The organism is Streptomyces sp. NBC_00568 (assembly GCF_026341855.1).
Lineage (GTDB): Bacteria > Actinomycetota > Actinomycetes > Streptomycetales > Streptomycetaceae > Streptomyces.
This window is the reverse complement of sequence record NZ_JAPENW010000001.1, coordinates 3,847,231-3,872,329: the sequence shown is the minus strand read 5'-3', so window position 1 is coordinate 3,872,329 and position 25,099 is coordinate 3,847,231. Positions and strand designations below refer to the sequence as shown.

20 protein-coding genes, 1 tRNA gene and 1 riboswitch are annotated in these 25,099 nt (G+C 70.3%); of the genes, 7 read left to right on the top strand and 14 right to left on the bottom strand.

Features of this window, described 5'->3' with window-relative positions; all coding sequences use genetic code 11:
- Positions 1–51 precede the first annotated feature (51 nt).
- A complete protein-coding gene (locus OOK38_RS16940; protein WP_266765720.1) occupies positions 52–480 on the top strand; it encodes a hypothetical protein in 429 nt (142 codons plus the stop codon).
- Positions 481–1,095: 615 nt separating this feature from the next.
- Here the strand turns inward: OOK38_RS16940 and OOK38_RS16935 are convergent.
- A complete protein-coding gene (locus tag OOK38_RS16935) occupies positions 1,096–2,490 on the bottom strand; it encodes a cystathionine beta-synthase (RefSeq protein ID WP_266759537.1) in 1,395 nt (464 codons plus the stop codon).
- Between the two features lie 144 nt (positions 2,491–2,634).
- On the opposite strand from OOK38_RS16935, the gene OOK38_RS16930 reads away from it, so the two are divergent.
- From OOK38_RS16930 to OOK38_RS16920, 3 genes are all read left to right on the top strand, one after another.
- Positions 2,635–3,663, top strand: coding sequence for an SGNH/GDSL hydrolase family protein (locus OOK38_RS16930; RefSeq protein ID WP_266759539.1), 1,029 nt, complete (start codon positions 2,635–2,637; stop codon positions 3,661–3,663).
- A 671-nt stretch (positions 3,664–4,334) separates the two neighbouring features.
- On the top strand, positions 4,335–5,555 hold the full coding sequence (locus OOK38_RS16925) for an acetyl-CoA C-acetyltransferase (RefSeq protein ID WP_266759541.1): 1,221 nt from the start codon (positions 4,335–4,337) through the stop codon (positions 5,553–5,555).
- Positions 5,556–5,847: 292 nt separating this feature from the next.
- Positions 5,848–6,651 (top strand): hypothetical protein, encoded by an 804-nt coding sequence (locus tag OOK38_RS16920; RefSeq protein WP_266759543.1) that lies wholly within the window; start codon positions 5,848–5,850, stop codon positions 6,649–6,651.
- A gap of 141 nt (positions 6,652–6,792) precedes the next feature.
- Here the strand turns inward: OOK38_RS16920 and OOK38_RS16915 are convergent, their stop codons facing one another.
- Positions 6,793–7,104, bottom strand: a complete 312-nt coding sequence (locus OOK38_RS16915; protein WP_266759545.1) for a hypothetical protein — start codon at positions 7,102–7,104, stop codon at positions 6,793–6,795.
- Between the two features lie 104 nt (positions 7,105–7,208).
- Here OOK38_RS16915 and OOK38_RS16910 point away from each other — a divergent pair, with 104 nt between their 5' ends.
- Positions 7,209–7,439 (top strand): DUF4287 domain-containing protein, encoded by a 231-nt coding sequence (locus OOK38_RS16910; RefSeq protein ID WP_103550712.1) that lies wholly within the window; start codon positions 7,209–7,211, stop codon positions 7,437–7,439.
- 104 nt (positions 7,440–7,543) lie between these two features.
- Here OOK38_RS16910 and OOK38_RS16905 read toward each other — a convergent pair whose 3' ends face one another.
- From OOK38_RS16905 to OOK38_RS16895, 3 genes are all read right to left on the bottom strand, one after another.
- Complete coding sequence (locus tag OOK38_RS16905; RefSeq protein ID WP_266759547.1) at positions 7,544–8,443, bottom strand: Bax inhibitor-1/YccA family protein; 900 nt, start codon at positions 8,441–8,443, stop codon at positions 7,544–7,546.
- 214 nt (positions 8,444–8,657) lie between these two features.
- A complete protein-coding gene (locus OOK38_RS16900; RefSeq protein ID WP_266759549.1) occupies positions 8,658–9,842 on the bottom strand; it encodes a 4-hydroxybenzoate 3-monooxygenase in 1,185 nt (394 codons plus the stop codon).
- A 256-nt stretch (positions 9,843–10,098) separates the two neighbouring features.
- Positions 10,099–10,181 (bottom strand) — tRNA-Leu (locus tag OOK38_RS16895).
- A gap of 577 nt (positions 10,182–10,758) precedes the next feature.
- Here OOK38_RS16895 and OOK38_RS16890 point away from each other — a divergent pair.
- Positions 10,759–11,559 (top strand): ABC transporter ATP-binding protein, encoded by an 801-nt coding sequence (locus OOK38_RS16890; RefSeq protein WP_266759550.1) that lies wholly within the window; start codon positions 10,759–10,761, stop codon positions 11,557–11,559.
- A 199-nt stretch (positions 11,560–11,758) separates the two neighbouring features.
- Entirely contained in the window at positions 11,759–14,299 is a 2,541-nt protein-coding gene (locus OOK38_RS16885) for an ABC transporter permease (RefSeq protein ID WP_266759552.1), read from the top strand.
- Positions 14,300–14,398: 99 nt separating this feature from the next.
- Here OOK38_RS16885 and OOK38_RS16880 read toward each other — a convergent pair whose 3' ends face one another.
- The 9 genes from OOK38_RS16880 to OOK38_RS16840 form a co-directional block, all read right to left on the bottom strand.
- Positions 14,399–15,688 (bottom strand): cyclopropane-fatty-acyl-phospholipid synthase family protein, encoded by a 1,290-nt coding sequence (locus OOK38_RS16880; RefSeq protein ID WP_266759554.1) that lies wholly within the window; start codon positions 15,686–15,688, stop codon positions 14,399–14,401.
- A gap of 201 nt (positions 15,689–15,889) precedes the next feature.
- Positions 15,890–17,284, bottom strand: coding sequence for an NAD(P)/FAD-dependent oxidoreductase (locus OOK38_RS16875; protein WP_266759556.1), 1,395 nt, complete (start codon positions 17,282–17,284; stop codon positions 15,890–15,892).
- A gap of 430 nt (positions 17,285–17,714) precedes the next feature.
- On the bottom strand, positions 17,715–18,656 hold the full coding sequence (locus tag OOK38_RS16870; RefSeq protein ID WP_266759558.1) for a Ppx/GppA phosphatase family protein: 942 nt from the start codon (positions 18,654–18,656) through the stop codon (positions 17,715–17,717).
- A complete protein-coding gene (locus tag OOK38_RS16865) occupies positions 18,653–19,264 on the bottom strand; it encodes a DUF501 domain-containing protein (RefSeq protein WP_266759560.1) in 612 nt (203 codons plus the stop codon). Before OOK38_RS16865 ends, OOK38_RS16870 begins: the two co-directional genes overlap by 4 nt.
- Positions 19,265–19,303: 39 nt before the next feature.
- Positions 19,304–19,780, bottom strand: a complete 477-nt coding sequence (locus OOK38_RS16860; protein ID WP_266759561.1) for a septum formation initiator family protein — start codon at positions 19,778–19,780, stop codon at positions 19,304–19,306.
- A 119-nt stretch (positions 19,781–19,899) separates the two neighbouring features.
- Positions 19,900–21,186, bottom strand: coding sequence for a phosphopyruvate hydratase (gene eno, locus OOK38_RS16855; RefSeq protein ID WP_261703999.1), 1,287 nt, complete (start codon positions 21,184–21,186; stop codon positions 19,900–19,902).
- 306 nt (positions 21,187–21,492) lie between these two features.
- Positions 21,493–22,191, bottom strand: a complete 699-nt coding sequence (locus OOK38_RS16850) for a transglycosylase family protein (RefSeq protein ID WP_266759564.1) — start codon at positions 22,189–22,191, stop codon at positions 21,493–21,495.
- Between the two features lie 4 nt (positions 22,192–22,195).
- A riboswitch (cyclic di-AMP (ydaO/yuaA leader) is annotated at positions 22,196–22,388 on the bottom strand.
- A 183-nt stretch (positions 22,389–22,571) separates the two neighbouring features.
- On the bottom strand, positions 22,572–23,540 hold the full coding sequence (locus OOK38_RS16845; protein ID WP_266759566.1) for a transglycosylase family protein: 969 nt from the start codon (positions 23,538–23,540) through the stop codon (positions 22,572–22,574).
- 248 nt (positions 23,541–23,788) lie between these two features.
- Positions 23,789–25,060, bottom strand: coding sequence for a cytochrome P450 (locus OOK38_RS16840; protein WP_266759568.1), 1,272 nt, complete (start codon positions 25,058–25,060; stop codon positions 23,789–23,791).
- Between the last annotated feature and the right edge of the window lie 39 nt (positions 25,061–25,099).

The window sequence follows — 25,099 nt, the reverse complement described above, 5'->3', positions numbered from 1 at the left end:
TCCCCAGTGCCCCGGAGGCCGCCGCTGCCTAATGTGAACGGCATGACCGGTATGGAAGCCCGCCACGGCGACGCCGAACTGAAGAAGGAACTCGACGCCACCTTGCACGCGCGCAGGGAGCTCGGCGACGAGTACGAGTCCGCGCTGGTCGACTCGTTCCTGGAGAAGGTCGAGCAGCGTCTCGACGGCGCGGTCGACCGCCGGGTGCGGCGCCAGCTCGCCGAACAGCAGATGGTGGTGGCGCGCGGCGCGCGGTCACCCCAGTCGTCCGACTCCTGGGGCGAGCGTTTCGGCTTCGGGATCGTCTCGCTCGTCCTCGCGATCCCGCTGTCCGCGATCGGCGGCGGAGTCGCGCACCTGCCCGGGCTGCTCGTCGCCTGGGTCGGCATCGTCGGGGTGAACGTGGTCCAGGCCGCGCGCCTCTCCCCGAGCTTCTTCGGCCGCCGTAAGACCCGGCCGGAGTCGGACTGGGAGGACTAGCGGCCGCCGTAATGGACGTCACGGGCGAACGGGCGCCGCGAAGCGCCGTCCGCACGAAGGACGTGCGCCGCGCGGGACGCCGGAACGGGACGACGGCGCGGGACGCACGACAGGGCCCGGCACTCACTCGGGACGCACGAAAGGGCCCGGCACTTGAGACAAGTGCCGGGCCCTCCGACGTGTTGCGCGGGGACCGCCGCACCCCCGTTACCGGGGGGCGGGACGACGGCGGTCCCCGCGAGGGACGCGGGCCGGGTCAGGACCGGGCTTGCGCGTCCTAGGCGTCCATGGAGGTCCGGGAGCCGCTCCGGAGGTCCTTGGCGCCGTTTTGGCGTCGGCCGGGGCGGGGAGCCGCTCCCGCCCTGCCGACACCCACCAATGTGCCGGACCCGTGTTAAGCGGGTGCTGCGCGGACGTGACGCGCTCGTACCACTTCCGCGAAGTTCACCCCGGACCGAGCCGGAAGATCCACCACGGATCCGACAGTTCGAACAAATATCCTGTCGCAGGCGCGGACGACCGAATGTTGTGCGCCCGGCGCCACCCCCGGCCGTCACCCGTGCGCCCCCGGGCCCCGTCGGGCGCCGCCCCCTGGCGGCACCCGCGGCACCCCGGCTACGCCCTGGTGCCGCCCTTGGCCAGGAAGGACAACAGGTCCTGCCGGCTGACGACACCGGTGGGCTTGCCCTCGACGAGCACGATCGCGGCGTCGGCGCCACCGAGCACGGACATCAGGTCGCCGACCGGCTCACCGGAACCGACCTGGGGCAGCGGTGACGACATGTGCTTCTCCAGCGGGTCCTCCAGCGAGGCCCGCTTGGTGAACAGCGCGTCGAGGAGCTCCCGCTCAACGACCGACCCGATGACCTCGGCGGCCATCACGTCCGGGTGACCGGCGCCCGGCTTGACGATCGGCATCTGCGAGACGCCGTACTCGCGCAGCACCTCGATGGCCTCGCCGACGGTCTCCTCCGGGTGCATGTGGACGAGCGAGGGGATGGAGCCGCCCGCCTTGTCGTTCAGCACGTCGGCGACGCGGGCGCTCGGGCCGGTGTCCTCCAGGAAGCCGTAGTCGGCCATCCACTCGTCGTTGAAGATCTTGCTGAGGTAGCCGCGCCCGCTGTCGGGGAGCAGCACCACGACGACGTCGTCGGGGCCCAGACGCTCGGCGACGCGCAGCGCGGCGACCACGGCCATGCCGCAGGAGCCGCCGACGAGCAGCCCCTCCTCCTTGGCCAGCCGGCGCGTCATCTGGAAGGAGTCCTTGTCGGACACGGCGACGATCTCGTCCGCGACCGTACGGTCGTACGCGGTCGGCCAGAAGTCCTCGCCGACGCCCTCGACCAGGTAGGGCCGGCCGGAACCGCCGGAGTACACGGACCCCTCGGGGTCGGCGCCGACGACCTGCACCTTGCCGTCACTGGCGTCCTTCAGATACCGGCCGGTACCGGAGATCGTGCCGCCGGTGCCCACACCCGCGACGAAGTGGGTGATCTTCCCCTCCGTCTGCTCCCACAGCTCGGGGCCGGTCGAGTGATAGTGCGAGAGGGGGTTGTTGGGGTTGGAGTACTGGTCGGGCTTCCAGGCTCCCGGGGTCTCCCGCACCAGCCGGTCGGAGACGTTGTAGTACGAGTCCGGGTGCTCCGGGTCGACGGCGGTGGGGCAGACCACGACCTCGGCCCCGTACGCGCGCAGCACGTTGATCTTGTCGGTGGAGACCTTGTCGGGGCACACGAAGATGCACTTGTACCCCTTCTGCTGCGCCACGATGGCGAGCCCCACACCGGTGTTCCCACTGGTCGGCTCGACGATCGTGCCGCCGGGCTTGAGGGCGCCGCTCTCCTCCGCGGCCTCGATCATGCGCAGGGCGATGCGGTCCTTCACGGATCCGCCGGGGTTGAAGTACTCGACCTTTGCCAGGACGGTCGCCTGGATGCCCGCGGTCACGTTGTTGAGCCTCACCAGCGGGGTGTTGCCGACGAGACTGATCATCGAGTCGTGGAATTGCACCGTTGTCTCCGGAGCTGCGTTTTCAACAGGAATGGTCCCGTCAGCCTACGGCCCTGCGCAGCCGTTCACGCGCCGTTGAGATTGGCCGACCCGCCCTTCGGGGCAAGCAGTGGTTGTACGGCTACAAGGAGGTGGCGGCGACGGATGTCGAGCTTGTCGAGGGCGAGGGTGGCCCGGCGGATCGCTGCGGGAGCGGCGTACGGCGGTGGCGGGGTCGGGCTGGTGGGTGCGGCGGCCGTCGGCCTGGTGCTGGCCGAGGTGCAGATGGTGAAACGGCATGTGGGCAACGGGCACGCTCCCTACGCCCCGCGCGCGGACGGTCTCTACGGGTACGACTACGCCGGTGCCTCCCCTGACGAACCCCCGCTGCGCCTGACGATGCTCGGCGACTCCACGGCCGCGGGCCAGGGGGTGCGCCGGGCCCGCCAGACACCGGGCGCGCTGCTGGCCTCCGGGCTCGCGGCGGTGGCCGAGCGGCCGGTGGAGCTGTGCAATGTGGCGCTGCCCGGCGCCCAGTCGGACGACCTGGACCGCCAGGTCGCGCTCACCGTCACCGACACCGCCCGGCTGCCCGACATCTGCGTGATCATGATCGGGGCGAACGACGTCACGCACCGGATGCCGCCGACGCGCTCCGTACGTCACCTGTCCGCGGCCGTACGCCGGCTGCGCACGGCCGGTGCGGAGGTCGTCGTCGGCACCTGTCCCGACCTGGGCACGGTCGAGCAGGTCCAGCAGCCGCTGCGCTGGCTGGCCCGGCGCGCGTCCCGTCAGCTGGCCGCCGCCCAGACGATCGGAACGGTCGAGCAGGGGGGCCGTACGGTGTCGCTGGGCGACCTGCTGGGCCCGGAGTTCGCGGCGAACCCGCGCGAGCTCTTCGGTCCCGACCACTACCACCCCTCGGCGGAGGGGTACGCCACGGCGGCCATGGCTCTGCTGCCCACGGTCTGTGCGGCGCTTGGCCTCTGGCCGGCGGAGGAGGAGCGTCCGGACGTCTCGCGCCACGAGGGGTTCCTGCCCGTCGCCCGGGCGGCCGCCGAGGCCGCGTCCGAGCCCGGCACCGAGGTGGCCGCCGCCATGCCCACGGGCCCTCGCGGCCCCTGGGCCCTCCTCAAACGCCGCCGACGCCGCCGCCTCCCCGCCACAGACCCGGCCCCGGCCCCGTCCCCCTGACTCCCCGGGGGAAGGGCTCCGGGCCGCGTTCCCGGGTGCGGGTGCATGGGGGCTGGTCGCGCAGTTCCCCGCGCCCCTGGGTCTCCCACCCCGGCCGGCACCAAGAGTCCAGCCTCCGGGGCCGGACCCACGGGTTCCGGGGGCGTCACCAGGAGCGCGTCCCCGGCTGCGGGTGCGTGGGGCTGGTCGCGCAGTTCCCCGCGCCCCTGGGCACCTCACCCCGGCCGGGACCGGAAATCCAGCCTCCCGGGGCCGGACCCACGGGTTCCGGGGGCGTCACCAGGAGCGCGTCCCCGGCTGCGGGTGCGTGGGGGCTGGTCGCGCAGTTCCCCGCGCCCCTGGGTCTCCCACCCCGGCCGGCGCCAAAAGTCCAGCCCCCTGGGGTCCGGGGGCCCTGAGGTTCCTCATCCCGGCCGGGGAAAAATCAGCCCCTCCGGCGCTTGAGGAGCGGGGTCTGGGGCAGAGCCCCAGTAGGGCCCAGCACAGAGGGGGCCAACCCCTCGGCCCGCCCCCGCGCAACGGGCCCACCCCAAAAGGCGCCCCCGCCAGCAAAAAGCAAGCGCTTAGAAAAGTGCGGCCGGTGTCACACACCCAGACCGGTGACCTCGACGGTACGTACGGGTAACTTCCCAACCAGCCCTGCACACTTCCCGTACGCCAATGGAGCCGTGATGCCCGAAGCCGTGATCGTCTCAGCCACCCGCTCCCCGATCGGCCGCGCCTTCAAGGGCTCCCTGAAGGACGTGCGCCCCGACGACCTGACCGCCACGATCATTCAGGCCGCCCTCGCCAAGGTCCCCGAGCTGGACCCGAGGGACATCGACGACCTGATGCTCGGCTGCGGCCTCCCCGGCGGCGAGCAGGGCCACAACCTCGGCCGCATCGTGGCCGTGCAGATGGGGATGGACCACCTCCCGGGCTGCACCATCACCCGTTACTGTTCCTCCTCCCTGCAGACCTCCCGCATGGCCCTGCACGCCATCAAGGCCGGCGAGGGCGACGTCTTCATCTCGGCGGGCGTCGAGATGGTGTCGCGGTCGATCAAGGGCACCTCCGACGGCATGCCCGACACCCACAACCCCCTCTTCGCCGACGCCGAGGCCCGCACGCTCGAGGTCGCGCAGTCGGAGGGTTCGGCGTGGCACGACCCGCGTGAGGACGGCCTGATCCCGGACGCGTACATCGCGATGGGCCAGACCGCCGAGAACCTGGCCCGCCTCAAGGGCGTCACCCGCCAGGACATGGACGAGTTCGGCGTGCGCTCGCAGAACCTCGCCGAGGAAGCCATCAAGAACGGCTTCTGGGAGCGCGAGATCACCCCGATCACGACCCCGGACGGGACGGTCGTCAGCAAGGACGACGGCCCGCGCGGGGGCGTGACGCTGGAGGGCGTCCAGGGCCTCAAGCCGGTCTTCCGCCCCGACGGCATGGTCACCGCGGCCAACTGCTGCCCGCTGAACGACGGCGCCGCCGCCCTCGTGATCATGTCCGACACGAAGGCCCGCGAGCTCGGCCTGACCCCGCTCGCCCGCATCGTCTCGACCGGTGTCACCGGCCTCTCCCCCGAGATCATGGGCCTCGGCCCGGTGGAGGCCAGCAAGCAGGCGCTGCACCGCGCCGGCCTCACCGTGGACGACATCGACCTGTTCGAGATCAACGAGGCCTTCGCCGCCCAGGTGATCCCGAGCTACCGCGACCTGAACATCCCGCTGGACAAGCTGAACGTGAACGGCGGCGCCATCGCCGTCGGCCACCCCTTCGGCATGACCGGCGCCCGCATCACCGGCACCCTCATCAACAGCCTCCAGTTCCACGACAAGCAGTTCGGCCTGGAGACCATGTGCGTCGGCGGCGGCCAGGGCATGGCGATGGTCATCGAGCGCCTCAGCTGAGAACGATGACCCGCTCCCGTAACGGGAGTTGAACGCACCGTGACCGAATCGGCCCAGAAGCCCGTAACCACCGGGACTCTGGGCCGATTTGTGATCCAATCCACCCCAAGATGTGACCTATGTCCCTTCGAAAGGGTATTCCAGCAGGTCAGAGTGGTTGAGCAGCTAAACCCCAGGCCCAAAGTCCTGTCCTATTCGTGACGTTACGCACTGACAGTTTGATGGTTCTCCCTTCAAGCTGATGTAGGAAGTCGGGGGCCGACTTTGAACCGGGAGTACGTCAGTGAGCGCCATGCCGATTGCTTTGCTGCTCGCCGTCGCCGCCACAGCGGCCGTGGGCGTCGCCGTTCTGCGCACCCTGCAGGGTCTGCGACGCCAGGTCGCTGCTCTGCACAGCGAACTCGCCGAGAGCCGCGCCGGTGACGCGCGGGGTTTCGTGCCCGCGGCACGCGTAGCCGCCGACGCGGATGAGATACGCATGGCCGTGACCGAGGCGCTCGCCGAGGAGCGGGAGCGGGAGCTCGCCGAGGCGCGGGCCTTCTGGGCCGCCCAGGAGGCGCGTGACGCCTCCGACGCGCCGTCGCTGCTCGGGCTCCCGGACAGCGAACTGTTCCTGCCGCGCCACTCGGACTTCGTGGGCCTGGAGCACCTGGAGCCGGTGGCCGAGGCGCTCGCCGAGCCGGAGGTCGAGGAGTTCCTCCAGACCGGCACCGCCGGCGACTCCCCCGAGCTCGCCGCGGCCCGTCGCCGCCACCCCTCGCACCCGGACTTCGTCCCGGTCCAGTCACCCGTGGTCAACGACCACGAACGCACGGTGGCCTGCCTGGAGGAGCTCGCCGAGTCCTGTACGGAACTGGCGGACGTCCGCCCCGGCCCGCTCGGCACCCTCGACGTCTACGTCTTCGCCGACGGTACGACGCTGTGCATGACCCCGGGCCACCGCGAGACCGCGGAGCGGCTCGCCGCGGCTCTGGATGCCGGTGAGACCCCGGTCCTGCTCGGCGGCTCCGGTGTCTCGGGCGCGTACGCCCTGACCTTCGCCTTCGGCGAGGAGAACGTGTACATCCTGGCGGACCGCGTCATAGCGTCGCTGTGACCCACGGCGTCACGATGACGCCGTGACCCACGGCGTCACGACGTCGCCGTGACCCACGCCCCGGAACGGCGGCCCGAACCGCCGAGGGGGCGGACCGACACACCTGGGGGCCGGGCGACCGCGCCGGAGTCGATCGACGGATCAGACCCCGGCGCGTTTCTGTGCCGCCGCCACGAGCGTGACCGCTTCCGCCAGTTCCTCCTCGTTCTTCAGTACGAGCGCCAAGTCGTGCGCGGCGACCGTGATTTGATCGGCGGCGGCGAACATCCCGGCGTCGGGCATCTCCCGGGGCTCCCCGGACGGGTCCTCGACCCGCTGGGTGCGCAGCGCGAAGTCCCTGGCCAGCCCTAGTGCCTCAGCCGCGGCACCTCGTTGCAGACGGCTCTGCGGTGCGGCCCGCAACCGGTCGGCGAAGTGGTCCACGGCACGGGTCAACGGCGTTGTATCCAGCACGCCGCGAGACTACGCGCAGCTGCGGGACTGTTGCCAACGACCCAACCCTCAGGCACGGTGGCGTGAAGGACCGGCTTACATCCCCTTTGCGTTCGGAGGCGCCGATGTCCCAAGTCTTCTCCGAGGAGACCCATCGCAACCTGCTCGCCCGCATCCCTCATTGCACCGGTCGTGAGATCTCCGACTGGCTTCGCACCGTCGACGAAGGACCCGCCCTCTTCCGCTTCGAGGAAAAGGTCAGCTGGCTCCGCGCCGAGCACGATCTCGCGTACGGCCACGCCAAGGCGATCATTCACGAGTACGACCTGAGGAGGGCCGCGCGCAAACTGCTGTGAGCGCGCACCACCGAGAGACCGGCACCCGACGACGAAGGGCCCGCGAACCGGTGGGTTCGCGGGCCCTTCAGGTCACATGACGGCCTGTCCGGCCGCCGGTGCCTCTAGTCGTCGCCGCTGAAGATGGCGACCAGCCGCAGCATCTCGACGTAGATCCAGACGAGGGTCATGGTCAGGCCGAACGCGGCCAGCCAGGCCTCTTCCTTCGGCGCGCCGTAGGCGATGCCGTCCTGGATCTGCTTGAAGTCCAGGGTCAGGAAGAACGCGCCGATCAGGATCGCCAGGATGCCGACGATCGCGCCCAGCGGGCCGCTGCTGCGCAGTCCGCCGTCCGGTGCGACACCGAAGGCGACCAGCAGCAGGTTCACCGCCATGACGACGATGAAGGCGATGGCGATGGTCAGGCCGATGCGCGCGTACCGCGCGGTCACCCGGATCCAGCCCGCCTTGTAGACGAGCAGGGTCGCGCCGGTGACCGCCATGGTGCCGAGCACCGCCTGGAAGGGCGCGCCGGACCACTGCGAGTTGTACATCTCGCTGATGACCCCGAGGAAGACGCCCTCGAAGGCGGCATAGCCGAGGATCAGCGCGGGTGAGGCGGTGCGCTTAAAGGACTGCACCATCGCGAGGACGAAGGCGACCAGCGCGGAGCCGATGGCCAGGCCGTAGCTCGTGGACGAGACCGGCAGCAGCGCCCAGGCCAGGACGGCGCCGACGACGACGGTGCCGAGCGTCATGGCCGAGCGCATGACGACGTCGTCCATCGTCATACGGCCGGTGGTGACCGGGGCCTGCGGCGGAGCGCCGTGCTGAAGGTCCTGCTGTGCGTACGGGTTCTGCGCGTAGGGGTTGCCGCCCTGCTGGGCGTACGGGTTGCCCTGGGCGTACGGGTTCCCCTGCGTGCCGACAGCGGGTCCCCCGGCCTGCGGCGCCGCGTTGAAGCCCGCGTAGCCGTTGTCGCGGCTGAACCCCCGTCGCGAGAAGACCGGGTTACTGCTCCTCATTTCACTCCTCCATGGCCACCCTGCGTGGCCTTGGCTCAAGAGTAATAGGTAGGCAAAGGATTGACCCTAGTGCTTGGGGAGGATCTTTCCCTTGTTGTGCCACCGTACGCGCGTGCCCCCAGGTACGCCCGCACTGGTACGAAGCCGTGACACCGGCTTCCGAGAGCTCTCGTGCCCTCTCAAGCCGCCTTGATCCCTTCTTATTCCTGTCGTCCTACTCCCGGTCCCCGAGGGGAAACCCCGTGTACCCCTCCGCGAGGTCCGTCGCGGCCGCGCGCGAGCTCGCGATCCTCTCCAGGCGGGCCAGCTGGACGCGGTCCTCGAAGGGGGGCGCGGCGGGGTCGCGGTGCAGCAGGGTCGTCATGTCGTACGAGAACCGCTCGGCCTGCCAGACCCGGCGCAGACAGGTCTCCGAATAGGCGTCGAGCCGCTCGGCCGATCCGGTGTCCGTGAGGTGGATCAGGGCGCCGGCGAAGGTGACGACGTCGCCGACGGCGAGGTTGAGGCCCTTGGCGCCGGTCGGCGGCACGATGTGGGCGGCGTCCCCGGCGAGGAAGAGCCGGCCGTGCCGCATCGGCTCGTGGACGTGGCTCCGCATGGGCGTGACGGACTTGGCGGTGATCGCGCCCCGCGCCAGCCGCCAGTCGTCCGCCGTCTCCAGGCGCCGCTCCAGCTCGTCCCAGATCTCCTCGTCGCTCCACGCCTGGGCGTCCGTACCCCCGGGCACCTGGAGGTAGAGGCGGGAGACGACGGGCGACCGCATGCTGAGCAGGGCGAAGCCGCGGTCGTGGCGGGCGTAGACGAGTTCGTCGTGCGAGGGCGGGACGTCGGCGAGGATGCCGAGCCAGCCGAAGGGGTACGACCGCTCGAAGGTGCGGGAGAGCCCGGCGGGCACCGCCTTGCGGGCGACGCCCCAGAAGCCGTCGCACCCGACGACGTAGTCGCACTCCAGGACGTCCTCGCGCCCCTCGTACATGAACCGCACACGGGGCCGGTCCCCCTCGGCGCCCTCGACGGCCAGCGCCTCGGCCCCGAAGAGCAGCGGCCCGCCCTCCTTGAGCTGCAACGCGATGAGGTCCTTGCACACCTCGGTCTGCGCGTACACCATCACGGAGCGCCCGCCGGTGAGCGCCGGGAAGTCGATCCGGTGCCGCTCTCCCCGGTACCGGAGCTCGATGCCGTCGTGCCGCAGCCCCTCCCGGTCCATCCGCTCCCCGGCCCCGGCGGCCCGCAGCACGTCCACGGTCCCCTGCTCCAGGATCCCGGCCCGCTGCCGCTGCTCCACGTACGCGCGGTCCCGGCTCTCCAGGACCACGCACTCGATCCCGGCGCGGTGCAGCAGCCTGGCCAGCAGCAACCCGGCCGGCCCGGCCCCGATGATCCCCACGGTGGTACGCATCGCCACCACCTCCCTCACTGTTCGCCCAGTGAAATTTCTTTCACCAATCAACCCCCGTGAGTCTCCGCCGCCACAAAGCCACTGTCAACGGCCGGGCCGCTCACCGAGTGGCTCTCAGGAGGACCGGACGGAGCGCTGCCGATCATGAGATGAGCGTGCGGCCGCGACGGGCGGGACGCATGTCGCGGGCGCCGGTGACGACTGGGTGGTGCACACCGGTGACGACCGGGTGGTGCGCGTCGGTGAAGATCGGAAGTGCCCGGAACCGGACTTGAACCGGTACGCCCGCGAGGGGCAGCGAGGTTTAAGCTCGCCGTGTCTGCATTCCACCATCCGGGCAGGCCATGAGCTCCGCGTCGAGATTCCGAGCCTATCGGGGTGCTTCCCCCGAACAGCGGGCAGGCGGACCGATGTTGTCTTATTTTATTGATGTCTGAGGGTGCATCAGCACCCGGTACGGGCCATCAGCACTTGCCAACAGCCTTTCGGACGCGCCGGGCCCGTGTACGCGGATTGACGGAATTTCACCGTCCGAACACCGTCGGGACGAGCCACGGAGCACGCCCCCCGGCGAACTCCCGGGAGAGCGACCGCGCGACGCACGTTCCCCGAGCCTCCGCGACACCCTCCCCGCCAGACCCCGAAGGCCTTCGCGACGCCCTGCCCGAAGGACCCCGAAGGCCTTCGCGGTGCCTTGCCCGAACGCTCCCCGAGGGGCATCGCGGCGCGCCCCTACCCGGAGGGCCCTCAGGGGAGGTCCGTCATCCCCAGGTATGACTCAACGGCTCCCGGTCCGACCGCAGTCTGCCCCCGGAACCGGAACAGCGGCTGACTACATCGCGCGGATCGGCACGGACGATGGAACACGACCCCATCAACGTCATCGACGTCGTCGTACCGACAGGAGCACCCTCCCGTGACCACCACTCCCCTCGCCGGCACAAGCACCGCGGTCGCAGCCCGCGCCACGGAACTGTCGAAGGTCTACGGGCAGGGCGAGACCCAGGTGGTCGCCCTCGACCGGGTCAGCGTCGGCTTCCGGCAGGCCGAGTTCACCGCGATCATGGGCCCCTCCGGGTCCGGCAAGTCCACGCTGATGCACTGTGTGGCGGGACTGGACAGCTTCTCCTCCGGCTCGGTGCGCATCGGCGACACCGAGCTCGGCTCCCTGAAGGACAAGCAGCTCACCAAGCTCCGCCGGGACAAGATCGGCTTCATCTTCCAGGCGTTCAACCTGCTGCCGACGCTGACGGCCCTGGAGAACATCACGCTCCCGATGGACATCGCGGGCCGCAAGCCCGACAAGGAGTGGCTGGACACCGTCATCAAGATGATCGGCCTCGCCGACCGTCTGAGCCACCGGCCCTCCCAGCTCTCCGGCGGCCAGCAGCAGCGCGTCGCGGTGGCCCGCGCCCTCGCCTCCCGCCCCGACATCATCTTCGGCGACGAGCCGACCGGAAACCTCGACTCGCGCTCGGGCGCGGAGGTCCTCGGCTTCCTGCGCAACTCCGTACGGGAACTGGGCCAGACCGTGGTCATGGTGACCCACGACCCGGTGGCCGCCGCCTACGCGGACCGGGTGATCTTCCTCGCCGACGGACGGATCGTCGACGAGGTCCACGAGCCGACCGCCGCCTCCGTCCTGGACCGCATGCGGAATCTTCCTGGGGGAAACCCCCAGACCCTCGAGTTCGACGGCAAGGGCCGCACCAGCTGACACCCCGCCGGACCGCTCACACCGGCACCCACGCCCCACGCCCCTCGCCCCTCGCCCCTCCACCATGCTCCGCGCGACGTTCCGTGCCCTTCCCACACCTCCGCACGCTCCCCGTGCCCGCCCGCGGCCTGACGCGCCCTCCGGGTGCCCCGCCCGCGGCCTCGCGCGCCCTCCTGCGACTCCTGGACTGAGAAGACCCATGTTCCGTACCGCCTTGCGCAACGTATTCGCGCACAAGGCCAGGCTCCTGATGACCGTCCTCGCCGTGCTGCTCGGCGTGGCGTTCGTGTCAGGAACCCTGGTCTTCACCAACACCATCTCGGACGCCTACCAGAAGAGCTCCGCCAAGGGCTTCGGCCAGGTCGACGTCGCCATCCGGCCGGAGAGCGCGGCGGACACCGGCGACACCCTCGGCAGGACCCACAAGCTGACGCCGCCGCTGCTCGACAAGGCCGCCGGAGTGCCGGGAACCGCCTCCGCGATCGGCGTCGTCAACGGCTTCACCGCCATCGCCGACAAGGACGGCAAGCTCATCGGCGGCGGCTTCCAGTCGCAGGGCGGCAACTACTGGAGCGGGAAGGACGGCGGGAAGGACCCCCGCTACCCGCTGACGACCGGGCACGCGCCCCACGGCGCGGGTGAGGTCGCGATCGACGCCGAGACCGCGAAGCGGGCCGGCTACCAGGTCGGTGACACCGTGCGCCTGTCGGTCGACGGCCCCGTCCTCAAGCCCGTCGTGACCGGCATCTTCACCACCGACGACGGCAATGTGGCCGCGGGCGGCAGCCTCGCCCTGTTCGACACGGCGACCGCGCAGCGGCTGTTCCACTCGGTCGGCTCCTACGACGAGATCGACGTGAAGGCCGCGCCGGGCACCAGCCAGACCGCGCTGCGCGACGCCCTCGACGACGTCGTGCCGAAGGACGTCGCCTCCACCACCACCGGCCGGCAGCTCGCCGACGACCAGGCCGAGCAGATCTCCTCGGCGATGAGCGGCATGAAGACGGGCCTGCTGGTCTTCGCCGGGATCGCGCTGTTCGTGGGCACGTTCATCATCGCCAACACCTTCACCATGCTGGTCGCCCAGCGCACCAAGGAGCTGGCACTGCTGCGCGCCGTCGGCGCCTCCCGCCGCCAGGTCACCCGGTCGGTGCTGATCGAGGCGTTCGTGGTCGGCGCGGTCGCCGCTGTCGGCGGGCTCGCGGCGGGCATCGGCATCGGCGCCGGAATGCGGTCCCTGATGGGCACGCTCGGCGCCACGGTGCCGGACGGCCCGCTGGTCGTCTCACCCGGCACGATCGCCACGGCGCTGCTCGTCGGCGTCCTCATCACCATGCTGGCCGCCTGGCTGCCGGGCCGCCGCGCCGCGAAGATCCCGCCGGTCGCCGCGATGAGCAGCGTCCACGCGAAGGCGACGACGAAGTCCCTGGTCCTGCGGAACACGATCGGCGCCCTGTTCGCGGCCGCCGGTGTCGCCGTGGTCCTCTACGCGACGACGATGGACGGCTCGGACGGCCAGGCCCCGATGGGCCTCGGCGCGGTGCTGCTCATCATCGGCGTCTTCGTCCTCACCCCGCTGCTGTCCCGCCCGCTGATCGCCGCGGCGGCTCCCGTCCTGCGTGTCTTCGGGATCTCCGGCAAGCTGGCGCGGCAGAACTCGGTGCGCAATCCCCGCCGTACGGCCGCCACCGCCTCGGCGCTGATGATCGGCCTCACCCTGATCACCGGCATGACGGTGATGGCGGGCAGCCTGCAGAAGTCGATCGACAAGATGGCCAGTTCGGCGATCAAGGCGGACTACGTCGTCTCGATGGCGAACGGCAACTCGCTCTCCCCGGACGTCGAGAAGAAGCTCACCGCGGTCGACGGGGTCACCGACGCCAGTTCGCTGCGCAACGCGCCCTCCCGCATCGACCGCCGGACCGAGTTCCTGACCGGCGTCAACGGCGCGGCCATCGGCAAGCTCACCGACCTCGCCGTCACGGACGGCTCCTTCGAGGTCGGCGGCGCTCGGGTCGTGGTGGACGCGGACACCGCCGAGTCCCACGGCTGGAAGGCCGGTTCGGACTTCCGGGCCTCCTACGAGGACGGCAAGAAGGGGAGCCTGACCGTCGCCGGGGTGTACGAGGGCAACGAGATGATCCAGGGCATCATCCTGGACAACGCCACGCTCGCCCCGCACCAGAGCGAGGCTTCCGACATGCAGGTCATGGTGAAGACGGCGGGCGGTGCCTCGGCCGCGGCCAAGGACAAGCTGGAGAAGGCCCTCGGCGACAACCCGGCGATCAAGGTCCAGGACAAGCAGGACCTCTCCGACAGCATCGCGCAGATGTTCACGCTGATGCTGAACATGCTCTACGGGCTGCTGGCGATGGCGGTGATCGTCGCCGTCCTCGGTGTCATCAACACCCTCGCGATGTCGGTCTTCGAGCGCTCGCAGGAGATCGGGATGCTCCGCGCGATCGGCCTGGACCGCAAGGGCATCAAGCGGATGGTCCGTCTGGAGTCCCTGGTCATCTCGCTCTTCGGCGGTGTCCTCGGCATCGGTCTCGGCGTGTTCTTCGGCTGGGCGGCCGGCGAACTGCTGGGCAGCAGGATGTCGACGTACGAACTGGTCCTGCCCTGGGGCCGGATGGCGGTCTTCCTGCTCCTCGCGGCGGCGGTCGGCGTCCTCGCGGCGCTGTGGCCGGCCCGCCGGGCGGCCCGTCTGAACATGCTGACGGCGATCAAGTCGGAGTAGCGGGAAGGAGCGGCGGGCCGGACCAGCGGCCCGGTCGCGCAGGGAAGGGGCCACGTTCCGTCCGGAACGTGGCCCCTTCCCTGTCTCGGGCTGTCCGCGTCAGTTCCAGGTTCTCGCCCGCAGCGGCATCCCGGAGGCGCCGCTTCCGTCCGGGGTCTTCACCGCCAGGACCTGGTTGACGCCGATGTTGTTGCGCTCGAAGGCGACCGCGCTGGCCGCCATGTACAGGCGCCAGACACGGGCCCGGCCGGGGCTGGCGAGCCGGACGGCGCGGGACCACCCGGCCTCCAGGTTGGCGACCCAGCCGCGCAGGGTGAGCGCGTAGTGCTCGCGGATGGATTCGACGTCGCGCACCTCGAAGCCGGCCCGTTCCAGCTGCGTCACGGTCGTCCCGATGGGCGCGAGCTCACCGTCGGGGAAGACGTAGGCGTCGATGAACTCGTCGACGGAGTACGTCGATTCGTCGCGCTGCGGCCGTCGCGCGATCTGGTGGTTGAGCAGCCGCCCGCCGGGCTTGAGCAGACGGTTCAGCACCTCGGCGTACTCGAGGTAGCGCTCGGCGCCGACGTGTTCGGCCATCCCGATGGAGGAGATCGCGTCGTAGGGCCCGTCGGTGACGTCCCGGTAGTCCTGGACCCGGATCTCCACCTTGTCGGTCAGGCCCTCGTCGGCGACCCGTTTACGGGCGTACGCGGCCTGTTCCTGCGACAGCGTCACCCCGACCACGGTCGCGCCGTGATCGCGGGCGGCGTGGATGGCCATCGAGCCCCAGCCGCAGCCGACGTCGAGGAGCCGCTGACCGGGCTTCAGGCCCAGCTTCCCGGCGACGAGTTCGAGCTTGTCGCGCTGGGCCCCCTCCAGAGTGCCGCCCTCGTCCCAGTAGGCGCACGAGTAGACCATGGACGGGCCGAGGACGATCTCGTAGAAGTCGTTGCCGACGTCGTAGTGGTGGCTGATGGCCCGCCGGTCGCTGCGCTTGGTGTGCAGGTGGCGGCGTCTGCGCACCTCCTCGACGGGCGGGGCCGGCGGCAGCGGTGGCCCGGCCATCCTCACCAGTCCGCGCACCGCGGCGCGTACCTCGGGGTCGCGCAGCGCCTCCCGGAGCCCCCGGGCGTCCTCGCCGCGGTCCCAGACGAGCCCGGAGATCAGGTCCAGGGCGGTGTACAGGTCGCCCTCGACTCCCAGGTCCCCGGAGACCCAGGCGCGCGCGAGACCCAACTCGCCCGGTTTCCACAGGAGACGGCGCAGGGCTCGCCGATTGCGGACGACGAGCGCCGGAGCCCCCGGCGGGCCCGCTTCCGAACCGTCCCAGGCGCGGATGCGCAAGGGGAGCGGGGCTCCCAGCAACTGTTCGACAAGGCTGTTCAGCCGCGGCGCGGCTTCCTGCATGGCGTACACCTCCGAGACAACACTCCCGAACGCTCCGACACCCACGTAAACACCTACCCGCCCCGCGCGCAGTCCCCCTTCCGCGTTACGGATTCGCAAAATACGTGTACTCACCATGCTTTTCGTGCCGGGAGAACGCCGAAGGGGCCGCCCGCACCACGGATGGCGGGCGGCCCCTTCGGGGCGTTCGGTGACCGGAGGTCAGGAGGCCTTGGCCTTCTCCTCGGTCTTGACAGCGGGCGCCGGGGCGGCCGCGGCCGGGGCCGGCTTGGCGGCCTCGTAGAACTCCTCGCGAGGAGACTCCATGGCGCCGAGGGAGACGACCTCGCGCTTGAGGAACATCGCGAGCGTCCAGTCCGCGAAGACGCGGATCTTGCGGTTCCAGGTCGGCATGGCCAGACCGTGGTAGCCACGGTGCATGTACCAGGCGAGACGGCCCTTGAGCTTGATCTTCATCTTGCCCATGACGATCATCGCGACGCCCTTGTGCAGACCGAGACCGGCCACGGCGCCCTTGTTGGCGTGCGAGTACTCCTTCTGCGGGAAGCCCCGCATACCGGAGATCACGTTGTCGCCGAGGATCTTGGCCTGACGCAGCGCGTGCTGGGCGTTCGGCGGGCACCAGGCGTTCTCGACACCGGCCTTGCGGGCGGCGACGTCCGGCACCTGGGCGTTGTCGCCCGCGGCCCAGATGTAGTCCGTGCCCTGCACCTGGAGGGTGGTCTGGGTGTCCACGTGGCCACGCGGGCCGAGCGGCAGACCGAAGCGGGAGAGAACGGGGTTCGGCTTGACGCCGGCCGTCCAGACGATCGTGTTGGAGTCGACCTCGAGGCCGTTCTTCAGCACCACGTGACCGTCGACGCAGGAGTCCATCGAGGTGGAGAGGTAGATCTCCACACCGCGGCTCTCCAGGTGCTCCTTGCCGTACTGGCCGAGCTTGGGGCCGACCTCGGGAAGGATCTTGTCCGCGGCGTCGACGAGGATGAAGCGCATGTCCTCGCGGGACACGCTGCTGTAGTACTTGGCCGCGTCGCGGGCCATGTCCTCGACTTCACCGATGGTCTCGGCGCCGGCGAAGCCGCCACCCACGAAGACGAAGGTCAGCGCCTTGCGGCGGACGTCCTCGTCCGTGGTGGAGTCGGCCTTGTCGAGCTGCTCGAGGACGTGGTTGCGCAGGCCGATGGCCTCCTCGATGCCCTTCATGCCGATGCCCTGCTCGGCGAGGCCGGGGATCGGGAAGGTGCGGGAGACCGCGCCCATCGCGATGACGAGGTAGTCGAAGGGCAGCTCGTACGCCTCGCCCACGAGGGGGGCGACCGTGGCGACCTTGCGGTCCTGGTCGATGGTGGTGACCCGGCCCGTGACGACCTCCGCCTTGGGAAGTACACGTCGCAGCGGGACGACGACATGCCGCGGCGAGATGCTGCCTGCGGCGGCTTCGGGGAGGAAGGGCTGGTAGGTCATGTACGACCGGGGGTCGACGACCGTGACGGTCGCCTCTCCGTAGCGCATCTGCTTGAGGATGCGCCGAGCTGCGTACAGGCCTACGTACCCACCGCCTACTACGAGGATCCTGGGACGCTCCGTGGTGCTCATGCCATCGAGTATCCACCCGCTCCCGGGGGGTCGCTCGTGCGCCCCTTCACAAGCTTGGGCAGGGGCTCTGCTACACTCCGCCGCCCACGTGATCGAGGTCATGGTGACCCGGGGGAACCACCGTACGGTTCGTACCGTTGTCAACACCACGTGAGCTGCGGTCCAACCCGTTCAGCCCAGCGACCACACCCCTGTTTCACCGCCCGGAAACACGGCCGCAATGCTCCGTCGAGCATGCTCCCGGACCGCCCGAGCGCCGGGGAAGGGCCCAAGTGGCCCCTTCCTCGCCCGGCAGGGCCTTTTTCCTTGTGAAGAACTTCACGAACTTTCCCGGCGAGGTCCCGCCGAGGGGGTTCCGCAACCCCCTCAGGCGCGCTCATACGTTATCCGACCTGCTCAGCCGAGGCTACTGATCGGTAGCGAACGAGACCTAGGCCACCGACCACGCGATGCCGTCGAGGATGTCGTGCTCGCTCACGACGACCTCCCGGGCCCCGGTCCGCTCCATGATCGAGAGCAGCACGAGCGCACCCGCGGCGATCACGTCGACGCGCCCCGGATGCATGGAGGGGACGGCCGCGCGCTCGGCGTGGGTGGAGCGCAGCAGCCATTCGGTGATCTCGCGGACCCGGTCGACGGAGACCCGGGAGTGGTGGATCCTCGCGGAGTCGTACGCGTCGAGGCCCAGCGCGATCGCCGCGATCGTGGTGACCGAGCCGGCCAGCCCGACCAGCGTGCGCGCCTCGCGCAGCGGGACCGTCTCCCCGGCGAGGTCGAGGGCCGCCTCGATGTCGGCGCGCATGGCCGCGATCTGCTCCGCGGTGGGCGGGTCGGTCACGGCACCGTCGTGCACGAGGTGCCGTTCCGTCATCCGTACGCAGCCGATGTCCACGGAGCGTGCCGCGTCCACCCGGTCGGCCCCGACGACGAACTCGGTCGAGCCGCCGCCGATGTCCACGACCAGGTAGGGCTTGGCCAGGTCGTCCCGCCCGGTCAGCTCCTTGGTCGCCCCGGTGAAGGAGAACTCCGCCTCCTGGTCCCCGGTGATGACCTCCGGCTCGACGCCGAGGATGTCCAGCACCCCGCGCACGAACTCGTCCCGGTTCTCGGCGTCCCGGGAGGCGGAGGTGGCCACGAACCGCAGCCGCTCGGCGCCGTGCTCCTTGACGACCGCCGCGTACTCACGGCAGGCGGCGAACGTCCGCTCCAGCGCCTCGGGGGCGAGCCGGCCGGTGCGGTCGACGCCCTGGCCGAGCCGCACGATGATCATCCTGCGGTCCAGCTCGACGAGTTCCCCGGTCCGCGGGTCCGCGTCCGCGACGAGGAGCCGGATCGAGTTCGTACCGCAGTCGACGGCGGCGACCCGGGTCACCCGCCCTCACCCCGCACGACGTCCTGCGCCGTGTCCCCGGAGTCCCCGGAGTCCTTCGCCTCGCTCTTCGCGCCGCTCTTCGCGCCGCCTTCCGCGGGGAGCGTCACGCACGCGCCCTTGCGCCACCACTCCGGCAGCATCGCGATCGCCTCGTCGCCGAGCGGGTTCACGCCCGGACCCGCGGCCAGCGAGTGGGCGACCAGGACGTGCAGGCACTTCACCCGGTCCGGCATGCCGCCCGCGCTCGGGAAGCCCGCCAGTACCTCGATGGCGTCACGGCGCGCGATGTAGTCCTCGTGGGCGGCGCGGTAGGCCGCGGCCAGTTCGGGGTCGGTGGCCAGCCGGTCGGTCATCTCCTTCATGACCCCGTTGGCCTCCAACGTCCCGATCGCCGACGCGGCCCGCGGGCACGTCAGGTAGTACGTGGTCGGGAACGGTGTCCCGTCGGGGAGGCGGGGGGCCGTCTCCACCACGTCCGGCTGACCGCAGGGGCAGCGGTGCACGATCGCGCGCAGCCCGCGCGGCGGCCGGCCGAGCTGCTGCTTGAAGGCCTCGACGTCGGCGTCGGTGGGCTCGGTGCGCGGGGTGGTGGGCGGTGGCGTTTCCATGCCGTGAGTCACGTGTCTTTCTGGTCAGTTCATGGGTCGTCACTGGTCGGCGGCGTCGGACTTGTCCACGCCGTCCCAGACATTGGTGTACCAGGGGCGGTCGGTGGTGCCCTTGGCGGCGCGGGCCTGCTTCGCCGCGTCCGGGTCGATCACGACGTAGCCGGTCTCGCCCGGCATCACATAGTGCAGCCGCTGCCGGATCTGCTGCTCGGCGTACGCGTCGTCCTGCCAGCGCGCCTTGAGGTCGCGCAGCTGCTCGACCCGCTGCCGGGCCTGCTCCCGCTGGCGCTCCAGGTCGGCGACCTCGGCGCGCTGGGAGACGTACTGCCGCATCGGGTAGGCGAGGGCGACGATCAGGGAGCACAGGACGAGGGCCAGCAGCGCGGCCCGGCCGGTCAGCCGGGAGCGGCGCGCCTGCCGTTTGGTCTGGGAGCGGTAGACCCGGGCCGCCGTCTGCTCGCCGAGCAGCTTCAGCCTGGTCGAGGTGGAGAACCGGTCCCGGTCCTTCACGGCCATGAGTCCCGCCTCCCCAGTACTGGCCCGCCGGTAGGGGCCCGTCACGCGCGTACGTCCCCGCACACGGTACGGGACCGAGTGCGGGGACGTACGGACGACGCTTCCTGAGCCTTGCGGGGTCAGTCCTTGAAGCGGGGGAACGCCGAGCGGCCGGCGTACACCGCGGCGTCGTCGAGGATCTCCTCGATGCGCAGCAGCTGGTTGTACTTGGCGACGCGCTCGGAGCGGGCCGGGGCGCCGGTCTTGATCTGGCCGCAGTTGGTGGCGACGGCCAGGTCGGCGATGGTGACGTCCTCGGTCTCGCCGGAGCGGTGGGACATCATGCACTTGTAACCGCTGCGCTGGGCGAGCTCGACGGCGTCCAGGGTCTCGGTCAGCGAACCGATCTGGTTGACCTTGACGAGCAGCGCGTTGGCGGTGCCCTCCTCGATGCCGCGGGCCAGGCGCTCCGGGTTGGTGACGAACAGGTCGTCGCCGACGATCTGGACCTTGTCGCCGAGGCGGTCGGTGAGGACCTTCCAGCCGGCCCAGTCGTCCTCGAAGAGCGGGTCCTCGATGGAGACGAGCGGGTAGGCCGCCACGAGCTCCTCGTAGTACTCGGTCATCTCGGCGGCCGAGCGGGACTTGCCCTCGAACTCGTACTTGCCGTCCTTGTAGAACTCGGACGCGGCGACGTCGAGCGCGAGCGCGACCTGCTCGCCGGGGACGTAACCGGCCTGCTTGATGGCCTCGAGGATGAGGTCGAGCGCGGCGCGGTTGGAGTCCAGGTTCGGGGCGAAGCCGCCCTCGTCGCCGAGGCCGGTGGACAGGCCCTTGGACTTCAGGACGGACTTGAGGGTGTGGTAGACCTCGGTGCCCCAGCGCAGGGCCTCGGAGAAGGACTCCGCGCCGATCGGGGCGATCATGAACTCCTGGATGTCCACGTTCGAGTCGGCGTGCGACCCGCCGTTCAGGATGTTCATCATCGGAACGGGCAGCAGGTGCGCGTTCGGGCCGCCCAGGTAGCGGAAGAGCGGCAGGTCGGACGCCTCGGAAGCGGCGTGCGCGACGGCGAGCGAGACGCCGAGGATGGCGTTGGCGCCGAGCGAGCCCTTGTTGTCGGTGGCGTCCAGGTCGAACATCGCCTGGTCGATCAGGCGCTGCTCGGTGGCGTCGTAGCCGACGAGCTCCGGGCCGATCTGCTCGATGACGGCGAGGACGGCCTTCTCGACACCCTTGCCCTGGTAACGGTTCGGGTCACCGTCGCGGAGCTCGATGGCTTCGAAGGCGCCGGTGGAAGCGCCGGACGGAACGGCGGCACGACCCGTGCTGCCGTCGTCGAGGCCGACCTCGACCTCGACCGTGGGGTTGCCTCGGGAGTCCAGGATTTCCCGGGCTACGACGACGTCGATGGACGGCACGAGCATCTCCTTCTGGGATGTGACGCGGGTACGCAGGACTTGCCAGCCCTGCGGGATGAGCCTAACCGGCCCGGGGGGATCGGCCAGCCGATCCCCCACCCCTTGGGCAGAACTGAGGGTACATATTGTTCCTGAACGGAACAAAAAAAGAAATGAAAAACCCCGCTCCGGTGCATGCGGGGGAACAAGCACCGGAGCGGGGAGTCCGTGGGGACGGGGACCCTCAGCGGGCCTTCCACATGGAGGCCGCGCGGCCCGGATGCGGTCGCCGTCCGCCGAGGGCGACCACGTGGGGCCGGTACGCGGCCGTGCTCAGCCGAGGTGCAGCTGCTGGCCCGGGTAGATGAAGTCGGCGTCGGCGACGATGTCCTTGTTGAGCTTGAACAGCTTCTGCCAGCCGCCCTTGACGTGCTTCTTCTCGGCGATCGAGCTGAGGGTGTCGCCCTTGACGACCTTGTACTCGCCGTCGCCCTTCTTGACCTTCTTGCCGGTCGGGGTGGTGACGGTCTTCTGGGCTGCCGGGCGCTCCGCGGAACGGGAGGCGGGCTGCTCCGTCGTACGGGTGGTGGTGGTGCTCTGCGAGCCGCTCGAGGAGGAGCTGGAGGGGGTCGACGGGGTCGAGGTGTCACCGCTGTACGCGGCGCTCGACAGGCCGACGCCGCAGGTCGGCCAGGCGCCCTTGCCCTGCCCGGCGAGGACCTTCTCGCCGATGGCGATCTGCTGCGACTTCGAGGCCTGGTCGGCGGTGGAGGCGTAGGCGGTGCCGCCGTACGCGGCCCAGGTGGAGGCCGAGAACTGCAGGCCGCCGTAGTAGCCGTTGCCGGTGTTGATCGACCAGTTGCCACCGGCCTCGCACTGGGCGACGGCGTCCCACTCGGAGGCGGTGGCGGCGGAGGCGTTGCCGGCCGCCATCAGCGGAGCGGCGATGGCGACACCGGTGACACCGGCGAGCGTGGCGACGCGGGTGGCCTTGTTCGGACGGCGGTGCTTGCCCTTGCTGGAAAACAGCATGGAGTGATCCCCTCACCGACGCCTGCGAGGTGAGCTGTCGGGTTCGGGCCGGTTGAGTTGCCCGGCCGCGTGTCTCAGGTCCCGTCTCCAGGACGTCCGACACGCGGCTTAACCCCAAGCCGTTCCGGGTGTCTCTCAACTCCCGGACGCGGCGCTTACCTTGGGTCCCCCGCTCCTGCCTACGGCGCATGACGCGACGACTGTTCCCGTACGGCCGCTGGCAGGATTCGGCGTTGTGACCGTCGGGGCCCGCTGTGGCGAGCGGTCACGACCGTAAGCAGTCGATCGGCGGATTTTCAAAGACGATCAGGGCTTCTGAGACCCATCTCTCACTCGCGCCAAACCGGACATTCCACAGCGAACCGTGACGTGAACTCCCGCTACTTTTCGACCGTTTCGGTAGCAACAGACAGGCTCTGACCGGGAACGATGAGGTCGGGATCGGCACCGACCGTGTCCTCGTTCGCGACGTACAGGCCGCCCCATCCACCCTCGAGGTCAAGGGCGTCGGCGATGCTCCAGAGACTGTCCCCGGAGTCCACGACGTACGAGTCGTCCGCGGCGTCGCGCGAGGCGCTCGAGCCGCGCGAGGCGTGCCGCCCGGCGGCACTGTCGGTGCGGTCGTCGGCCGCGCCGGCCGCCGCGTCCTCGTCGGCACTGCCGCCGCGGTGGCGCCCGGTGCTGGCGCTCGTGTCGTCGGAGGCATCCGAAGAGGTGCCGCTCTGCCCCGACTTGTCCGACTTGCCACCCTTGCCGGTCGCCTTGTCCGAGCTGCCGGAACCCTGCGAGGCGCTGGGCTTCGCGGTGTTGTCGGTCACGTCCGAGGAGTCGTCCGAATCGGATGAACCGGACGGGATGGAGGAAGGGGACGAGTTGGGCGTAGTCGACAATCCGGACGAAACGGAGCCGCTCGACTCGCTCCTGCCGGCCGACGAGTCGTCAGCCACGCCCGTGTCGACATGCACGTCGCCCGAGTCCGCGCTGAGCCCGGAGAGCGGTCCGCAGGTCGGCCAGGCCGCGAGCCCCTGGTCGTCGAGCACCTTCTCGGCCACGGCTATCTGCTGCGAACGGCTGGCCTGGTCGGCGCTCGGGGCGTAGTCGAGACCGCCGTACGCCTCCCAGTCGTCCTGGCTCAGCTGTAGCCCGCCGTAGTACCCGTTGCTGTTGTCGGCGCTCCACGCGCCGCCGCTCTCGCACTGTGCCACCCGGTCCCAGGTGGTTCCGTCGGCCGCGCTCGCACTCGTCGCGGCGAGCAACGGGATGGCGATCGCCGATCCGGTCACCCCTGCGGCAACGATGAGGGCCGGGGCCTGACGGGGGCGACGGTGACGGCCGTTCCCGGAGAGCATGCGGAAGCCTTTCGCGTGACAGCAGGTGACAACGGGCAGCCTGCGAAGTAAGAAGCGCAGGTGCCGCGTTGATGGGTGAACGTAGCCGGACTCGAACGCTTGTCACAAGTCGATGCAGTACAGATCACGTGAAGATCACAGATTTGATGGATCGTCATGTTCCGGTAGCCGGAAGGGTGCTCTTTCCGGTATTCGGAAGAACCCCTTCGACAGGGGTGGCGAAGGGTCGCCGATGGACCGATCAAGGACTATTTGACCGGGGTGAACTCCACCGGAAGCGTGCGCAATCCGCGCATAATGAGCCCTCCACGCCAACGCAAATCAGCCGGATCTCCCGCAAGTTGAAGGTCGGGGAGGCGGGTGAGGAGCGTGCCGAGCGCGGTCTGCCCCTCCAGACGGGCCAGCGGCGCGCCCAGGCAGTAGTGGATGCCGTGGCCGTAGCCCACGTGCTGATTGTCACTCCGTGCGAGATCGAGCGTGTCCGGCCGCTCGAACCGCTCGGGGTCGCGGTCCGCGGCGGCGAGGACCACGAGCACGGGATCGCCGGCCGCGATGTCCTGCCCGCCGATCCGCACGTCCTCGGTCGCGAACCGCCAGGTGGCCAGCTCGACGGGCCCGTCGTAGCGCAGGAGTTCCTCGACGCCCGTCTCGAGCAGTCCGCTCTCCCCGGCCGCGAGGGAGGCCTGGAGAAGGGCCCGCTGCTCGGGGTGGGTGAGGAGGGCGTGCATCCCGTTCCCGATGAGATTGACCGTGGTCTCGAAACCGGCGAAGAGCAGGATGAAGGCCATGGCGGCGGCCTCGTTCTCGGTCAGATGCTCGCCGTGGTCGGAGGCGCGGATGAGCCCGGAGATGAGGTCCTCGCCGGGTCCGGCCACCTCGGACAGCGCCTCGCGCTTGCGGTGGATGAGCTCGGCGAGATAGCCACGCATCTTCTTGACGGACCGGGCGACCCCGCCCCGCGGCCCGCCGCCGTGCCGGATCATCATCCCGGCCCAGTCCCGGAAGTCGTCCTGGTCCTCACGCGGGACGCCCAGCATGTCGCAGATGGCGTAGATGGGGAGCGGGAAGGCGAACTCGTGGATGAGGTCGGCCGAGCCCCTGGCCGCGAACTGGTCGATGAGCTGATCCGTCAACTCCTGCACCCGCGCGGTGAACTCGGCGACACGCCGGGGGGTGAAGGCCTTGCTGACGAGCCGCCGCAACCGGGTGTGGTCCGGCGGATCGATGTTCAGCAGATGCGTCATCAGCTCGGCCTTGCGCTCCCCGGGGATCCCGGTCCTGCCCTTCGCGTGCGCGGGTTCGTCGTGATGCGCGGGATTCTTGGACAGCCGCTGGTCGGCGAGCGTCTGCCTGGCGTCGGCGTACCGCGTGACGAGCCAGGCCTCCACTCCGCTGGGCAGCCGGGTGCGGTGCACCGGCGCGTGCTCCCTGAGCCAGGCGTAGGCCGGGTAGGGATCGGTGGCGAACTCCCAGGTGAAGAGTTCGGGGGCGGCGCTGGCGGGGGATTCGTGCTCGGTCACCCCTCGACGGTATCCGCAGGACGCGGGGACGCCCGGGCC

Excerpts from the sequence above, each read along its gene's own strand:
- OOK38_RS16940 (WP_266765720.1), top strand. The coding sequence starts at position 52 with ATGGAAGCCCGCCACGGCGACGCCGAACTGAAGAAGGAACTCGACGCC.
- OOK38_RS16930 (WP_266759539.1), top strand. The coding sequence starts at position 2,635 with ATGTCGAGCTTGTCGAGGGCGAGGGTGGCCCGGCGGATCGCTGCGGGA.
- OOK38_RS16925 (WP_266759541.1), top strand. The coding sequence starts at position 4,335 with ATGCCCGAAGCCGTGATCGTCTCAGCCACCCGCTCCCCGATCGGCCGC.
- OOK38_RS16920 (WP_266759543.1), top strand. The coding sequence starts at position 5,848 with ATGCCGATTGCTTTGCTGCTCGCCGTCGCCGCCACAGCGGCCGTGGGC.
- OOK38_RS16910 (WP_103550712.1), top strand. The coding sequence starts at position 7,209 with ATGTCCCAAGTCTTCTCCGAGGAGACCCATCGCAACCTGCTCGCCCGC.
- OOK38_RS16905 (WP_266759547.1), bottom strand. The coding sequence starts at position 8,443 with ATGAGGAGCAGTAACCCGGTCTTCTCGCGACGGGGGTTCAGCCGCGAC.
- OOK38_RS16900 (WP_266759549.1), bottom strand. The coding sequence starts at position 9,842 with ATGCGTACCACCGTGGGGATCATCGGGGCCGGGCCGGCCGGGTTGCTG.
- OOK38_RS16885 (WP_266759552.1), top strand. The coding sequence starts at position 11,759 with ATGTTCCGTACCGCCTTGCGCAACGTATTCGCGCACAAGGCCAGGCTC.
- OOK38_RS16880 (WP_266759554.1), bottom strand. The coding sequence starts at position 15,688 with ATGCAGGAAGCCGCGCCGCGGCTGAACAGCCTTGTCGAACAGTTGCTG.
- OOK38_RS16875 (WP_266759556.1), bottom strand. The coding sequence starts at position 17,284 with ATGAGCACCACGGAGCGTCCCAGGATCCTCGTAGTAGGCGGTGGGTAC.
- OOK38_RS16865 (WP_266759560.1), bottom strand. The coding sequence starts at position 19,264 with ATGGAAACGCCACCGCCCACCACCCCGCGCACCGAGCCCACCGACGCC.
- OOK38_RS16860 (WP_266759561.1), bottom strand. The coding sequence starts at position 19,780 with ATGGCCGTGAAGGACCGGGACCGGTTCTCCACCTCGACCAGGCTGAAG.
- eno (WP_261703999.1), bottom strand. The coding sequence starts at position 21,186 with ATGCTCGTGCCGTCCATCGACGTCGTCGTAGCCCGGGAAATCCTGGAC.
- OOK38_RS16850 (WP_266759564.1), bottom strand. The coding sequence starts at position 22,191 with ATGCTGTTTTCCAGCAAGGGCAAGCACCGCCGTCCGAACAAGGCCACC.
- OOK38_RS16845 (WP_266759566.1), bottom strand. The coding sequence starts at position 23,540 with ATGCTCTCCGGGAACGGCCGTCACCGTCGCCCCCGTCAGGCCCCGGCC.